Raw genomic sequence first — 15,895 nt, 5'->3', positions numbered from 1 at the left:
CTCTATGCCCTGCCGGCGATCTTCGCCATCTTCTTCGCGCTGAGCGACCTGGCGATCCCCCGCAACGAGGCCCTCATCACCAAAGACGGCCTCTACCTCATCGCCTCCGACCACTGTCCCCACTGCCGCAAGGTCAAGGCCTATTTCGCCAAAAAGGGAATCCGTTACACCAAGCTGGATGTCAACGACCCCAGCGTCCGCCATTTGGCCAAAGCCCTGGGCATCGATGAAATTCCGATTCTCGTCAAGCGCCAAGGGGGCAAAACGACGATTCTCTACGGCGACAAACCCATCATCGCCTCGTTTGAGCTGGCACCGGCTTCCGAAAACTCCAAAAGCGCCCCTCTCCCGGTTACCAATACCGATCTCTACTCCAATCCCGATGAGGGAGGATGTACACTGAATCCACTGGAAAATGACGGAGGCGGCTGCGAAGCTCCCGAACCCGAGGTCAAACTGCGATGATCCTACAGCGAATCCTCACCCTTCCTCCGCTACCCAGGGGCGTCCACCTCATCACCCGGCAGATCGAGCCGGAGATCCGAGGGATTCGCACCGGCATCGCCCACCTCTTTCTCCAGCACAGCTCCGCCTCCCTGGCGATCAACGAAAACTACGATCCCGACGTCCGCCGGGATGTGGAGCATTTCCTGCGCACCCTCATCCCCGACGGCTGGAGCGGCTTCACCCATACCCTGGAAGGGCCCGACGACATGCCGGCGCATATGAAAAACATCCTCATCGGCTCCAGCCTCACGATCCCCATTACCGACGGCCGGCTCAACCTCGGCACCTGGCAGGGGATCTATCTCCTGGAGCATCGGGAACACGGCGGAGAACGGAGGATCGTCATCACGCTGATGGGAGAATAGCGTGCTACGTGTTACGTGTTATGTGTTACGATGAAAGAGCCAATTATCGATAGCATAACTCGTATCACTTAGCACTCAGCATGTAACACGAATAAAGGATCGCAATGAAACTTGTCCTTCTCGACGCCGAAACCCTGGGAGAGGATCTCGATCTGAGCTCCTTGGAGCGTTTCGGTGAACTTGTCGTCTATCCGCGTACCGCACCGGATGAGACACTGCAAAGAATCGACGACGCAGAAATCGTCATCACCAACAAGGTGGTTCTCGATCGGGAGATTCTTCGGGCGGCTCCGAGGCTCAAACTGATCTGCATTGCGGCAACGGGGATGAACAATGTCGATCTAAAGGCCGCCGAGGAGCTCGGTATCACGGTGCGTAATGTCGCCGGCTACTCCACTCCCAGTGTGGTACAACACACCTTCGCCATGCTCTTCTATCTTGGGGAACAGCTGGCCTACTACGACCGCTTCGTCAAGGAGGGATCCTGGAGCCACGGCGGGCTCTTCACCCATCTGGGACGTCCCTTTTCCGAAATCGCCGGCAAACGTTGGGGGATCATCGGGATGGGGACGATCGGCCGGGAGGTCGCCCGCATCGCCCGGGCATTCGGCGCCGATGTGGTCTATTATCCCACCTCGGGAATCGCCCACGAAGATGCCTATCCGGCGCTGGAGCTTGAAGAGCTGCTGCGCGGCAGCCATATCGTCAGCATCCACGCGCCGCTGAATGAGCGGACCCAGGGCCTTCTCGGCGCCAGGGAGCTTGTTCTGCTGAGCGAGAAAGCCATCCTCCTCAATCTTGGCCGGGGCGGCATCATCGACGAAGCGTCCCTGGCAGCAGAGCTGGACCGCCGGGAGATCTATGCCGGCCTGGACGTGACCGAACAGGAACCTCTGCCCGAAAACTCCCCGCTTTTGAAACTGAAACATCCTGAACGCCTCCTCGTCACTCCCCACATCGCCTGGGCCAGCCGGGAAGCGAGGGAGCGTTTGCTTCAGGGGATTGTGAAGAATATCGAGGAGTTCGTAAATGGTCGATAGTCAGGTCATTGGGAACACTTTTCGTCGTTTGTCTTTTGTCGTTTGTCGTTTGAATAGAAGCGTTGCACAGCAACGCCTACCGAAATTCTCCATTCTCCATTCTCCATTCTCCATCAAAATTCGGTTCCTCACTCCTCATTCCTCACTCCTCACTTTTCTCCAAAGGAGAAACCGTGCTTGATCTTCTCATCATAGGAAGCGGCGGCGCCGGGCTCTCCGCCGCTCTGGAAGCCGCAAGCCGGGGGGCGAAGGTGGCCGTCGTCACCAAATCCCTCCCCACCCAGGCCCAGACCTGCATGGCCCAGGGGGGGATCAACGCCGCCCTGGGAAACATAGAGCCCGACAGCCCCGAGGAACACATCGCCGATACGCTGCGCTCCGCCCACGGCCTGGCCGACGAGACGATGGTCCGCACCCTCTGCGAATCGGCCCCCGAGACCATCGAATGGCTCGATCGTATGCTCGTGCCATTTTCCAGAATTCAACCCAATAAAAATTCTACCCACTACCCACTACCTACTACCCTCTCGTTACAAACGATCGCCCAACGCCGCCTGGGAGGGGCCAGCCACCCGAGAGCCTGCTACGCCCAGGACTACACCGGGCTCAAAATCCTCCAGAACCTTTACGATCGCTGCCTGGAGGCGGGAGTGACCTTTTACACCGGGCACTATCTGCTGGATCTGGTCGTCACGGAGGATCGGGAGGTCACAGGCGCAGATTTCTGGGAGATTCAGGCAGGGAGGATCCGAACGATCCGGGCCCGGGCCACTCTCCTGGCGACGGGGGGTTACGGGGCGCTCTATCAGGGGTACACCACCAATGCCTACGGCGCCACCGGTGATGGGATCGCCGCGGTCCTGCGTGCGGGCGGGGTGCTGGAGGATATGGAGTTCGTCCAGTTCCACCCCACCGCTATGGCCCCCAGTGCCGTGCTCATCAGCGAAAGCGCCCGCGGAGCGGGGGCCTGGCTGATCAACGATCGTGGTGGGGAACGTTTCACCGACGAGCTGGCCCCCCGGGATATCGTCGCCCGGGCGATGTTTGACCAGATCGCCGCCGGGAGGCATCTCTTCCTCGACCTGCGTCCCATTCCCGAGAAAGTTCTGCGGGAGCTGATGCCCCAGGAGCTCCATCTGGCCCGGCTCCATGCCGGGATCGATGCGACGAAAGAACCGATCCCCGTCATGCCGGCGGTCCACTACACTATGGGGGGCATTGCCGTTGATTCCCGATTGCGCATCCGGGGGCTGGGACGTGCATATGCCGCGGGAGAGTGCTCTGCTGCCAGGGTCCACGGTGCCAACCGCCTGGGGGGCAACTCCCTGCTGGAGATTGTCGCTTTTGGACGGCGGGCCGCCGTGAAGGCTCTGGAGGAGGTGAAGGGTGGAGTTCCGGAGGGCTGCGCACCCGATCAGGAATCCGCAAAGCGAATCGAAAGCATCTTTGCCCGCAAGAACCGCTACAACCACTACCACAAACAGAGGATCCTCGGCAAACGACTCTACCACGATCTGGGAATCGTCCGCGACGGAGCGCTTATCGAGGATGCCCTGCACTACATTGGGGAGCTGGAGGGGCGTCTCGGCGAAACGGGATTGCAGGACCGCTCCCGCAGAGAAAACAAAGACCTGACAGAGCTGCTGGAGTATGAAAATACCCTCCTGCTGGCCCAAGCCCTCAGCCTCTCCACCCTGAAGCGGACCGAAAGCCGCGGAGCCCACTACCGCAGCGACTATCCGAAGGAATCGAAAGCATGGGAGAGACATATTCAAATAAAAATGGAGAATGGGGAGGTGGTGACGTGTTGAGTAGAAAGTCATTGGTCATTAGTCATTGGTCATTGGACATTGGGAGCGCCTACTGCGCTTTTATTCGTCGTTTGTCGTTTGTCGTTTGTCGTTTGAATAGAAGCGTTGCACAGCAACGCCCACCGAAATCTTCCATCTTATATCTTCCATCTCCCATCCGTTCGTGGGATAGCAATCACACGTTACGAGATCGGTTACTAGTTACTAGTTACTCGTTACTAGTTTCTACAATTCGGTTCCTCACTCCTCACTCCTCACTCCTCACTCCACTCCAAAGGAGTGGAAAATGACGCTCACCATCCGACGCCATCAGGAGGGAAAAAGCTATGAGGAAGCCTTCGACGTCGCCTCACTGCGCGTCACGACCCTGCTGGAGGCCCTCTATGAGATCAAAGCCAAGCTCGACGGGACGCTCACCTTCGACGCGGGCTGCCGCAGCGGGGTCTGCGGCGCCTGCACCGTGCGGATCAACGGCCGCGAAACCCTCGCCTGCTCCTACAAGCCCCAAGACGGCGACCACATCGAACCCCTCAACTACCACTCCGTCCAACGTGACCTCAAAGTAGACAAAGAAAAAGCCCAGGAGACCCTCAAAAGGATCCTCCCTTCGTCTTCCATCTTCCATCTTCCATCTTCCATCCCTCTTCCTCCGTTGACAGCGGAGGAAGAGGCCCGCTTTCGTCTCCAGACCGACTGTATCCTCTGCGACAGTTGCTACTCCGCCTGCCCCGTGCTGGCCGTCAACCCCGATTTCCTCGGCCCCTTCGCCCTCACCAGAGCCTGGCGCTACGCCACCGATCCCCGTTACGTAATGGAAGAGTCGCAAAGCGACTCCAACCAAAACTCTTCACTCTTCACTCCTCACTCCTCACTGCTGGACACCGTCCAGCAAAACGGCATCTGGGACTGCACCCTCTGCGGAGAGTGTACCGCCGTCTGCCCTCAGCATATCGATCCCAAAAGCGATATCATGCAGCTGAGGGGCGAAAGCCTCAAAGCGGGATACACTAATCCCAATCTTTCCAATCCGGGTTTCGGCACTCCCGATTTCGGCGGAGGCTTCGGCTTCGATCCCAACTCAAACTTCTAATGAACGACAATACGATTCCGTCATCCTGAACTTGTTTCAGGATCCACGGTTTTATGGAGATTCAAAGCCCTGAATTCTGGGGTAAACCCGGAATGAGGAGATTTTTTAGAGCCAATTCTCGGGAGAAAGACTTCCCAATGACGAATGACCAATAATCGCGCCATAGGCGCTATTTGATCTCTCTCGGATCGGTGATATAGCCGGCGATGGCACTGGCGGCGGCTACAGCGGAGTTGGCCAGGTAGATTTCGCTGGTACGGGCGCCCATGCGGCCGACGAAGTTGCGGTTGGTGGTGCTCACGCACTTCTCCCCGTCACCCAGGATCCCCATGTAGCCCCCGAGGCACGCCCCGCAGGTAGGGTTGGAGACGACGGCGCCCGCTTCGATGAGGGTGTCGATGAGTCCTTCCTTTTCGGCCTGCATGAAGATCCGCTGGGTCGCGGGGGTGACGATCATCCGGGTGTGGCGGGCGACCCGCTTACCCTTGACGATCTCGGCGGCGATGCGCAGATCCTCCAGCCGTCCGTTGGTGCAGCTGCCGATCATCACCTGATCGATTTTGATCTTGTCGGCCACCGCCTGCTCGACGGGCTTGCCGTTGCTCGGCAGGAAGGGGTAGGCGATCACCGGAGAGAGCTTGCCCACGTCGATAGTGACGGTTTGGCAATACTCGGCATCGGGATCGGAATAGTGGATCTTGGGCTCGGCCCGCAGTCCGCCGTTGGCTTTGGCCCGCTCCTCGAGATAGGCTTCGGTGATCTCGTCCACGGCGATGATCCCGTTTTTGGCGCCCGCTTCGATGGCCATATTGCACATACTGAAACGATCGTCCATCTGCAGATACTGCAGCGCTTCACCTGTGAACTCCAGGGCTTTGTAGAGCGCCCCGTCGACGCCGAGGATGCGGATCACTTCCAGGATGATGTCCTTGCCGTAGATGTGGGGGCCGGGTTTGCCCACGAGCTCCACTTTGATGGTCTCAGGGACCTTGAACCAGTTGCCCCCGGTGATGATGGCGAAACTGATGTCGGTGCTTCCCATCCCGGTGCTAAAGGCCCCCAGAGCCCCATGGGTGCAGGTGTGGCTGTCGGCCCCGATGATCACATCGCCGGGGACCACGAGCCCCTTTTCAGGCAGCAGGGCGTGTTCGATCCCCATGTCCTTTTCGTCGAAGAAATATTTCAGATCGTGTTTAAGGGCGAAATCGCGGCTGATCTTGGCCTGGTTGGCACTGGCGATGTCCTTGGCGGGGATGTAGTGGTCCATGACGATGGCAAAACCGTCGGGATTGGCCAGCTTTTCGGCTCCACTCTCCTCGAAGGCCCGGATCGAGATCGGGGTGGTGATGTCGTTGCCGATGACCATGTCGATGTCGACACGGACGATCTCGCCCGCCTTGACGGGACGGCCGGCATGTTCGGAAAAGATCTTTTCGGTGATGGTCTGACCCATGATATATCCTTGATCATTGATGAAGTGTTGTCGCGATTATATCTAGTAACGAGTAACAAGTAAGACATGCGTCAAGTCATTGATGGTCATTAGTGGTCATTCATAGTCATTTGATCATTCAGTTGAACATTTCCACAATGACTGCACGCAAGGCGTGCGAAATGACCTCAAATGACAGCGAAGCGAATGACCGACAACTCTTTCTCTTGGGACTTGAGGAGCAAAGCTCCGTGCTTGCGACTCCCAAAGTGCGTTATAATCCGCCCCATGACCCACAACGAACTCAAAGCCCTCGCCGGCTGGCTGGCAACGCATCGGCATATCAAAAAAGCCAGGCGGGTGGAGAACAACACCATCGAACTCAACCTGGGGGAGGAGGAGAGCCTCTTTTTCGATATGACCCGGGGACACTCCACGGCCTACCTGGCCCCCTCCCGGCGCCCGGGCCAGGACTACAACGCCCCCTTCGACACGCTCCTGCATCAGACACTCTCCCAGAGTCGTATCCTCTCAGTGGAAGTCTCGGAAAACGAGCGGATTCTACGCCTCACCGTCCAGCCCCGCAGCCACTACAAAGACCGCCGAGTCACCCTCCAACTGGAGTTTACGGGACGCCATGCCAACGCCATTCTCCTCGATGAAGAAGAGCGCGTCCTGGAGGCGCTGCGTCACATCGACGCCGACCGGAGCTTCCGGGTCGTGCGTCCCGGCGTGACCCTGGAACCTCTGCCGCCCCGGCCCCCCAAAGAGGAGCCCCCTTTCTCGGGAGATCTCACCCGATGGCTCAGAGAGAACTACCGCCGCCTCACCGAAGAACGGATGCAAAATCTCCGCCGCCAAAAACGCCAGCAGATCGAGAAGAAGCGCGACAAGATCCGGCGGCTTCTGGCGGAACTGCCCGATGAAGCGGCCCTGCAGGAGGAGTCTGAGCGCTTGACACAGAGGGGCAATATCATCCTGGCCAATCTCCATACCATCCGGCCCTACGACCGGGAGCTTCAGGCAACGGATTTTGCGGGAAATTCCGTCACCATCCCTCTGCCCGAGGGGATTGCCCGCAACCGCTTCGGCGAATACTACTTCCGCAAGGCCCAACGGGCCCGTTCCAAAGCTGGACACGTCCATATCGAGCGGGAGAATCTGGAGGCAAAGCTCCGCTTTTATGACAACATCCTCCAGGCCGTCGACGAAGCCAAAGATCCCTACGACCTGGAGCTATTGGTCCCCAAACAGGGCCGTTCCAAACGCAAAAAAGAGAAACTCCGCGACGGCGAACTCTACTGGATCGAAGGCTACAAGGTCTATGTGGGACGCAACGCCCGGGAGAACCAGAAGCTCCTGGAGGCCGCCCGCGCCAACGACCTCTGGATGCACGTGCGGGATCTGCCGGGCAGCCACGTCATCATCCGCACCGACAAGCAAAACCTCCCCGAATCGGTGCTGCGCTCCGCCGCCAAACTCTGCGTGGATTTCACCACCTCCCATCCGGGCAACTACGCTGTGGACTACACCCGCCGCAAATTCGTCAAACTCCAGGAGGGCAGCCGAGTCGAATACGACAAATACAAGACCATCCATGTCCTCAAAGAGGGTGTCGAGATCCGGGAGTAGCCCTTCACCGCTTCGTTTCCTTTCCGTTACCGACACTCCCTACAATCTCTCCATCACTTCAACCTGAATGGGCCATAAAAGCCCATCTTAGGTTCAAAAAGGAACGAAGCGTTTGCCGAGCCGGAGCGGACCCGCGCGTCTATTGATCATCACCGATACGATCTGCGACACCAACGGTGTCTCCCGTTTCCTTCGGGATCTGGCTGCCACCGCCTTAGAGCGTGGAACCCAGCTGCATATTCTCAGTGCCTCACGGCTCTGCCGGGGAGCCCTTCCGGGAAATATCCGCATCCTGACCCCAACGCTTAGAACCCCCATGCCCTGGTACCCCGAGCAGGACCTGGTCCTGCTCCCTCCCTTTCGGGCCCTGGCCAAAGAGATCGAAGCGATCGCCCCCGATGTTGTGCACCTCTCCACGCCGGGGCCCATCGGCTTGGCGGGACGACGTATCGCCCGACGGATGGGGCTGCCGCTCTTTGGGACCTACCATACCGACTTTCCCGCCTACCTCTATGCCAATACCGGACGCCCCTGCATTCAGCGACTGGCCGAAGGGGCGTTGCGACGCTTCTATCGCGATTTTCAAGGGATCTTCATTCGCTCCGAAGCCTACCGCCCCCGGCTGATCGAAAGCATGGGTTTTCCACACGACCGGATCCACCCCCTTCCGCCGGGGATCGACCTGAACCGTTTCGCTCCCCGTTTCCGTGATTCCGGGATCTGGAGACGCTACGGTCTAGAAAAAGAGGGATTCAAAGCCCTCTATGTCGGCCGCACCACTCGAGAAAAGAACCTCCCTTTTCTTCTGGAGAGCTGGAAGATTCTCCACCGTCTCGCTCCCGAACTGACGTTGGTCATCATCGGAACGGGAGAGTTCTACAAGCACGCGGAAAGCTACCGCAAATACGGGATCCGTTTCCTTGGAGAGATCAAAGGCGAAGCGCTCAGCCGTCTCTATGCCTCCAGTGATCTGTTTCTTTTCCCCTCCCTCACCGATACCTTGGGGCAGGTGGTGATGGAGGCGATGGCCAGCGGCTTGCCGGTCATCGTCGCCGATAAGGGCGGACCGGCCACCCTCCTGGATCGGGAAAATCCCGGCGGATGGATCCTCCCTGCCGACGATCCCCGGCGCTATGCCCAATGGATCCTCAACATCGCCCGAAACCCCGCTCTGCGAAAGCAATACGCCGACAACGCTCTGCAGTCGGCACGGGATTTCGACTTTTCCCACACCTTCGATGCCTTTTGGGGGACCCATTTTCCCACGCCGGATTCCCAAATCCCGAAAGGAGGCCCTCAACCGTGAAAAGCAGTGAGCCTAAAAGCCCGGCCCGTTACCGATCGATCTTCATCTCCGATCTGCACCTGGGGACCAAATTTTCCAAAGCCGAACGGCTTCTCGATTTTTTGCGGGAAAATGAATCGGAAAATCTCTATCTTGTCGGAGACATCATCGACGGCTGGGCCATGAGACGCAAGATCCAGTGGAAACAGTCCCACTCCGACGTGATCCAGAAGATCCTTCGCAAGGCGCGAAAGGGGACCAACGTCCACTACATCACCGGCAACCACGACGATTTCCTCCGCGGCTTCCTCCCCCTCGTACTGGGAGACCGGATCTTTGTCGAAAACAGCGCCGAGTATGTGGGGCTCGACGGGCGGCGCTACCATATCACCCATGGGGATTTTTTCGACACCATCACCATGACCAAAAAGTGGATCGCCGTGCTGGGGGATTACGGATACGAGTTTCTTTTGCATCTGAATGACCCGCTCAATCGCCTGCGCAGACTCCTGGGAATCAACCGCTACTGGTCTTTGTCAAAATACGTCAAGGATCATGTCAAGAGCTCCGTCAACTTCATCGGGGATTTCGAAAAGATCCTCTCCGCCTACGCCAGACAGCAGGACTATGACGGGATCATCTGCGGCCATATCCACAAAGCACAAATCCGAAAAATCGACGCGATCGACTACCTCAACTGCGGCGACTGGGTCGAATCCTGTACCGCCGTGGTCGAAACCCTTTCGGGAGAGTGGAAAATCATCGACTATCTGGAAACCGCGCAGTGAAACTTCCGGACAAAAAGGGTGATACAATTGAGCTGATTGTATCAATGTCCAAGGAGTCTTCGATGAAAAACCGTGAAATCGAACGCCGCTATCTCCTGCCCCCCTGCAAAGCCAAGCGCCTACTGAAAAAACTGGGTATTCATTACACCAAAGTTCCCCTGATGCAGTTTTATCTCCCAAGCGACGAGGGATCGCTGCGTTACCGGATGGCGGGCAAACACTATATCCGCACCGTCAAAACCGGCGAAGGAATGGTCCGCACCGAGATCGAAGAGGCGGTGAGCAAGGCGGAGTTCCGGGAGGCTTACAAACGACACGAGGGAGTCCCCGTCAAAAAAGTGCGCTACCGCTTCCGCCTCAAAGGGCGCCTCTACGAGCTGGACGAGTTCAAAGGAGCCCTCAAGGGGCTCGTGATGATGGAAACCGAGTTCGACGATCCGGAGGAAGCCGAAGCCTTCACCCTCCCCAAGGTGCTCCGCCCTCTGGTTTTGGATGAAGTGACCGACAACCGCGACTTCACCAATCACGCGCTGGCGATGCAGGGGCTTCCTACTTGCTCCCGACCGCTGGGCGACCTGCTGGAAGCGGCCCGCCAAGCCTGCGAAGCGGATCCCTACAGTGCGTCGATCCGCCTACAATTCCACCCCTTCGAGGAGAGTCTCCATCTGCTTCAGGCGACCCTCTATGCCCTTTTGCAGACCTTGCGTGCCAACCGGAACGCGATCCTCTCGGACACTCCAGATCCCGAACGGCTCCATCAGCTGCGGGTCGCCCTGCGAAAGATCCGCAGTTTTCTCGCCTTTTACGAAGAGATCCTAGGCCGCAAGAGTGTTGCTTCTTTACGCCAACGGTTGGGGACACTGATGAGAGCGACCAACGATGCCAGGGATCTGGATGTCTATCTGCTCTGGCTAGATCACTACGAACGGGACCTCTTCCCCAAACGCCTCCACGGAACCCTCGAGACACTCCGTCAAGAGATCCTCAAACAGAAAGAGGAGGCTTATGAAACACTGAAAGAGACCTTGCGATCCCGCCGCTTCGCGGAAGCGCTCGAAGCGCTGGAAGCTTTCACCGTCGATGAATCCCTGGTCCGAAGCCACCCCCGACGACCGGCACTCTTCAGCGCCAAAACCTTCCTCCTCTCCCAACTCCGACGCCTCGTCAAACGCAGCGAAAAACTGCATCGGAATTCCCCGCCGGAGGCCTACCACAAAGTCCGCATCGAAGCGAAAAAGCTGCGCTATATGCTGGAGCTCTTCGCCTCGGTCCTGGAGCCCGGCGCCTATGAAGCAACGCTGAAACAGGTCAAGAAGATCCAGGAGATTCTGGGGGAACATCAGGACTTTATGGTACAGCTCGCTTATCTGGAGAGTCTCGAAGAGCAAGAAAGGCTCAGTGACAGAGAGCGTGAAGCGGTCGACTATCTCTACCGCCATCTCTATCACCAGGCCAAAAAACGACGAAAGGAGTTTCGAAAAAAGAGACAATGGATCGAAAATCTCAACACACAACTCAAAGAGGCTCTATGCAGAATTTAGAAGAAACACAACGGCTCAGCCGTACGGCCCAAGCGTTGGAGGCGATCGAATCGACGCTCCATCGGCGCCGACTTGCACCCCCAAATTCGCTTCTTTATCCCCACTCCTTCCTCAATATGCAGGATTTTCTCAGTCTAAAAAAATTCGATCTACGCGAACTGCAAGAGGACTTGCGGGATCTGGGGCTTTCCTCCATGCACTTCGCCCATCCCCATCTGCTCTATACGCTGCAACGGGAGCGGAGCATTCTGGAGCGCCTGCAGGGCAAAGTTCCCCGAGAGGGCTCCGCGGCGGAAGCCCTCACTCCCCGGGAAGCGGAAGCCATTCGCCGGGAACGGAGCCGTTTCCTCAAAAACGACGACGCCCGGGCCGCCGTGATGCTGACTCTACCCGACGAGGCGGCAGAGGATCCCTTCATCCGGCGTATTTTGGCCCAAAGCGATGTGGGGATCATCCGGATCAACACGGCCCACGGCACACCCAAGCAGTGGGAGGCGGCCGCAGCGATGATCCGCGAACTCAACGACACAGAGCGCTCCGCCGACCCGATCAAAATCTACGCCGACCTGGCCGGACCCAAACTCCGCACCGGCACGATCCGACGACTTCCCGCGCCGATCAAACTCTGCACCCGACATAGCACCGAAATCCTCCTTCTCCCGGATGACGGAGCGCGACAGACGACCCTGGAACCCCGACCGGATCATCCGGATGAGACGCAAGCGCTCATCGTTGTCGATCCCGAATTCTACCAACGGCTCCGGGGCGCCGACTATGTGGAATTCAACGACCACGATCGCAAACCCCGCTTTTACAAGGTGCTCTCCTGGAGTCCCCAAAGCTGCCGACTCCAATGCAACAAAAAAGTCCTCCTCACCCCCGAGACCGATATCGGCGTACAGATCTCCAAAAAGAAGTTTCTCTATACCCATGCCCGGAACTTTCAAACCCTTCCCGAGACGATCCGGCTCCAGACCGGGGACCGGATTCTTCTGCACGGGGAGAAGCAGCCCGGCCGACCGGTCGGCGACAAGCCCTACAAGGCGGAGATCCCCTGCACTCTGGTAGCGGAGATCTTCCCGCAGGTCGAAGCGGGCCACCGTATCTTTATCGACGACGGCAAGATAGAACTGCTCGTGGAAGAGACCACTCCCCGGGGGCTGCTCTGCCGGGTGACCAACACCAAACCCGACGGCGTCCTTCTCAAAGAGGAGCGGGGGATCAATCTCCCCGACACGCCGGTGACCCTGGAAGCCCTCACCCCCGAGGATTGTCGCCATTTGCCCCTGCTACAGGGCTTCGCCGACATCATCGGCCTCTCTTTCACCCAAAACGGCGCCGATATCCGCAAACTCAAGGCCATGCTCTCCGAGACCCCTCAAATCGCCATCGTCCCCAAAATCGAGACCAAAGAGGGGGTGCGCAAGCTCCCGGAGATCCTTTACGAACTCATGAGCTGGTCCCACAGCGCCGTGATGCTGGCACGGGGCGATCTGACCATCGAGGTGGGCTTCGAGAACCTTCCCCGGGTGCAGATGGAGATCCTCTCTTTGTGCGAAGCGTCCCATACGCCGGTGATCTATGCCACCCAGGTCCTGGAGAGCGTCATGAAAAAGAATCTCCCCTCCCGGGCCGAACTCATCGACGTCTCCTACGCCGCTCTGCGCGCTGATTGCGTCATGCTTAACAAGGGCCCCTTCGCGCAGAAGGCCGTAGAGATGATCGATCGGATCATCCAGGCGACACGCCCCCTCTACGACCGGGGTCAACCGATGCTCTCGCGTCTCGACGAATGGGAAGGGTTTCGAGAGAGTTTTTTGCAGCAGACGCCAAACCGCTGAAAATCGATGGGGAGAAACATATATCAATTTATATTGATATCATGATACAATATCTTCGTAGACCTTGCGGTTCCCTCCCTTTCACATAACGACAAAGGAATAGAAAATGGAAGAGAAGCAGAAAAAAAAGGTTCTTTTTGTCTGCGTCCACAACTCTGCACGCAGTCAGATGGCCGAAGAGCTCCTTCGCAAGCACGGAGGAGAAGAGTACGAGGTCGAGAGCGCGGGCCTGGAGCCGGGAGCCGTCAACCCCCTGGTGGCCCAAGTCCTCAAAGAGGATGAAAAGATCGACATCGCGGAGAAAAAGACCCGGTCGGTTTTCGATCTCTACAAAGCCGGCAAGCGCTTTCACTATGTGGTCACGGTCTGCGATGAGAGCACGGCTCAGCGCTGCCCTCTCTTTCCCGGGGTCAAAGAGCGTATCCTGATGAGCTTCGAAGACCCGAGCGCCTTGACCGGAACCGAAGAGGAAAAGCTCGAAAAAATCCGTCAGATCAAAGCACAGATCGAAGAGGAGGTTCTACGCTTCAAATCCCTGGTCGATCAAGACCTACTCGAAGAGAATTTCCCGGAACACTGGGGGGCCGGCTGAGCCTCTCCGTCTCATCGCTACACAGAGCCCCTTTGACCTATTCCCCGCAAATAGAGATACCCCGCGATCCCCGAAAGCAGCGACCCGATCAGAATCCCCATCCGCTCATCGGCCAGGGCGATCCCCGTAGCCGAAGCTTCTTCAAAAGCCAACGACCCGATAAAGAGACTCATGGTAAAGCCGATACCCCCCAAAATCGCCACCCCGTAGAGCATTTTCCAGTCGACCCCTTCCGGGAGCTTACCCAGGCCCAGACGGATCGCCAGCCAGCTGAAGAGGAAGATCCCCAGCTGTTTCCCCAGAAACAGGCCGCTGACGATCCCCACGGTCACACTATCGGTGAAATCCTTCAGGGTCACATTGGCGAAGTCGATCCCCGTATTGACAAAGGCAAAAAGCGGCAGAATGACATGGTTGACGGGAGCATGCAGCGACTCTTCCAGAGCGTGGAAACTGGCTTTGTTGTTTTTCAGCGGAATGAAAAGCCCCAGGATCACCCCCGCCAGGGTCGCATGGACCCCCGACTTGAGGGTCGCCGTCCACATGATGATCCCGATGAGGACATAGGCAGTGTTGTTGGTCACCCCCCGGCGGTTCATCCACCAAAGAATCAAAATCATCGCTGCCGCGATCCCCAGAGCCAGATAGGAGAGTCCATGGGTATAAAAAAGGGCGATGATCACGATTGCCCCCAGGTCGTCGATGATCGCCAGCGTCAGCAGAAAGAGTTTGAGCACCGGCGGCACCCTTTTGCCCAGCAGCGAGAGAATCCCCAGAGCGAAAGCGATATCGGTCGCCGAGGGGATTGCCCACCCCTTCAGCGCCGCCTCGTTGCCCCAGTTGAACCCGGCATAAAAGAGTGCCGGCAGGAGCATCCCTCCCACGGCGGCCATGGCCGGGACCGCCACTTTGCGGGGATCCTGCAGCTCCCCCTCCAGTATCTCCCGCTTAATCTCCAGCCCCACCATGAAGAAAAAGACCGCCATCAGCCCGTCGTTGACCCAAAGCAGCAGTGGTTTGGCGATGGTCAGATGACCGATCACCACGGCCACGGGGGTGTTGAGAAAGGCATCGTAAAAACCTTTCAGCGGTGAATTGGCCACCACCATGGCGAGCAGTGTCATCAGCATCAGCAGGATGCCGGTGGAGGATTCCTGACGAAAAAATCCCAACAGTGAATTTTTGAGCATTGTAGTCTTCCTTTGGGTCAGCTAAAAAAGATTATCTCAAAATTCCCAGGGAAAAGCCTTGCATGAAACGCAGGTCGATCCCTCTCTCACTCCATTCAACGTGAGGAGCTTCGATATAATTGCATCAACTCAGGACAAAAGAGGATGCCATGCCCCCATCCAATGAACATACCCAGCGTTGGAAAACCGCTCTAGTATTGCTTCTGATCATCGCCCTGGTGGGCTTGATCGACATTCCCCTGCTCACCTGGCTCTTTTTCGGCGCGGTCTATGCCCTGGCTCTGCCGGAGGCGATGCGTCTCTTTCGCAGCGGCGACACCACCCTCTACCTCTATGCGGCAGGCGTGTGGCTGCTGGCCTTTTTCTATCCTCACCCTAGCGATCTGATCTTCGGAGCCCTGCTGATCATGGGAGGAGTCCTGGCCTATAATCGGCAGCTAGAGATCCGCAGCCTCTATCCCCTCCTCTACCCCACGGCGGGGATCCTCTTTCTCTGGATGCTCTACCGGGAATACGGCATGATCTCCCTGCTCTGGATCCTGGTCATCGTGGCACTGACCGACGTCGGTGCCTACTATACCGGCCGGAAACTGGGCAAAACCCCCTTCTGCCCCACCTCCCCCAAAAAGACGCTGGAGGGGGTCTTCGGGGGCGTCGCTATGGGGACGCTGGGGGGATTTTTGCTGATGGTCGGCCATGGGCACCTCTTCCTCGGCGCCCTCTTTATCGCCTTCGCCGCCGCCGTCGCCTCGGTCTTCGGGGATCTTTTCGAGAGCTACCT

The 15,895-nt window shown here is 57.9% G+C and carries 14 protein-coding genes; 12 read left to right on the top strand and 2 right to left on the bottom strand.

Annotation, left to right across the window (positions count from 1 at the left end; genetic code table 11):
- The 5 genes from F8I07_RS00290 to F8I07_RS00270 all read left to right on the top strand — a co-directional run.
- A partial coding sequence (locus tag F8I07_RS00290) for a glutaredoxin domain-containing protein (protein ID WP_292654229.1) occupies positions 1-465 on the top strand: 465 nt, incomplete at its 5' end.
- On the top strand, positions 462-872 hold the full coding sequence (locus tag F8I07_RS00285) for a secondary thiamine-phosphate synthase enzyme YjbQ (RefSeq protein WP_292654226.1): 411 nt from the start codon (positions 462-464) through the stop codon (positions 870-872). The genes F8I07_RS00290 and F8I07_RS00285, both read left to right, overlap by 4 nt.
- A gap of 104 nt (positions 873-976) precedes the next feature.
- The gene (locus F8I07_RS00280) at positions 977-1,912 is read left to right on the top strand and encodes a D-2-hydroxyacid dehydrogenase (RefSeq protein WP_292654224.1); all 936 of its coding nucleotides are present in this window, start codon (positions 977-979) and stop codon (positions 1,910-1,912) included.
- 173 nt (positions 1,913-2,085) lie between these two features.
- Positions 2,086-3,723: an L-aspartate oxidase gene (locus tag F8I07_RS00275; protein ID WP_292654221.1), complete on the top strand. Its 1,638-nt coding sequence runs from the start codon at positions 2,086-2,088 to the stop codon at positions 3,721-3,723.
- 286 nt (positions 3,724-4,009) lie between these two features.
- Positions 4,010-4,813 carry a 2Fe-2S iron-sulfur cluster-binding protein gene (locus tag F8I07_RS00270; RefSeq protein ID WP_292654218.1) on the top strand — a complete coding sequence of 268 codons (804 nt, stop codon included), beginning with the start codon at positions 4,010-4,012 and terminating at the stop codon, positions 4,811-4,813.
- Positions 4,814-4,982: 169 nt separating this feature from the next.
- Here F8I07_RS00270 and leuC read toward each other — a convergent pair whose 3' ends face one another.
- Positions 4,983-6,266 carry a 3-isopropylmalate dehydratase large subunit gene (gene leuC / locus F8I07_RS00265; protein WP_292654215.1) on the bottom strand — a complete coding sequence of 428 codons (1,284 nt, stop codon included), beginning with the start codon at positions 6,264-6,266 and terminating at the stop codon, positions 4,983-4,985.
- 267 nt (positions 6,267-6,533) lie between these two features.
- Here leuC and F8I07_RS00260 point away from each other — a divergent pair, with 267 nt between their 5' ends.
- The 6 genes from F8I07_RS00260 (at position 6,534) to F8I07_RS00235 (ending at position 13,924) form a co-directional block, all read left to right on the top strand.
- Complete coding sequence (locus F8I07_RS00260) at positions 6,534-7,877, top strand: NFACT RNA binding domain-containing protein (RefSeq protein ID WP_292654213.1); 1,344 nt, start codon at positions 6,534-6,536, stop codon at positions 7,875-7,877.
- Between the two features lie 112 nt (positions 7,878-7,989).
- Positions 7,990-9,183 (top strand): glycosyltransferase family 1 protein, encoded by a 1,194-nt coding sequence (locus F8I07_RS00255; protein WP_292654210.1) that lies wholly within the window; start codon positions 7,990-7,992, stop codon positions 9,181-9,183.
- Positions 9,180-9,950, top strand: a complete 771-nt coding sequence (locus tag F8I07_RS00250; protein WP_292654207.1) for a UDP-2,3-diacylglucosamine diphosphatase — start codon at positions 9,180-9,182, stop codon at positions 9,948-9,950. Before F8I07_RS00255 ends, F8I07_RS00250 begins: the two co-directional genes overlap by 4 nt.
- Before the next feature lie 62 nt (positions 9,951-10,012).
- A complete protein-coding gene (locus tag F8I07_RS00245) occupies positions 10,013-11,491 on the top strand; it encodes a CHAD domain-containing protein (RefSeq protein WP_292654204.1) in 1,479 nt (492 codons plus the stop codon).
- Positions 11,479-13,332, top strand: coding sequence for a pyruvate kinase (locus F8I07_RS00240; protein ID WP_292654202.1), 1,854 nt, complete (start codon positions 11,479-11,481; stop codon positions 13,330-13,332). Before F8I07_RS00245 ends, F8I07_RS00240 begins: the two co-directional genes overlap by 13 nt.
- A gap of 106 nt (positions 13,333-13,438) precedes the next feature.
- A complete protein-coding gene (locus tag F8I07_RS00235; RefSeq protein ID WP_292654200.1) occupies positions 13,439-13,924 on the top strand; it encodes an arsenate reductase ArsC in 486 nt (161 codons plus the stop codon).
- Between the two features lie 17 nt (positions 13,925-13,941).
- Here F8I07_RS00235 and nhaA read toward each other — a convergent pair whose 3' ends face one another.
- Positions 13,942-15,114: a Na+/H+ antiporter NhaA gene (gene nhaA, locus F8I07_RS00230; RefSeq protein WP_292654197.1), complete on the bottom strand. Its 1,173-nt coding sequence runs from the start codon at positions 15,112-15,114 to the stop codon at positions 13,942-13,944.
- A gap of 149 nt (positions 15,115-15,263) precedes the next feature.
- On the opposite strand from nhaA, the gene F8I07_RS00225 reads away from it, so the two are divergent.
- The coding region (locus F8I07_RS00225) for a phosphatidate cytidylyltransferase (protein ID WP_292654196.1) at positions 15,264-15,895 on the top strand (632 nt) is incomplete at its 3' end.

The organism is Nitratifractor sp. (assembly GCF_015487065.1).
Classification (GTDB): Bacteria; Campylobacterota; Campylobacteria; order Campylobacterales; family Sulfurovaceae; genus Nitratifractor.
This window is presented reverse-complemented; position numbering and strand designations above follow the sequence as displayed.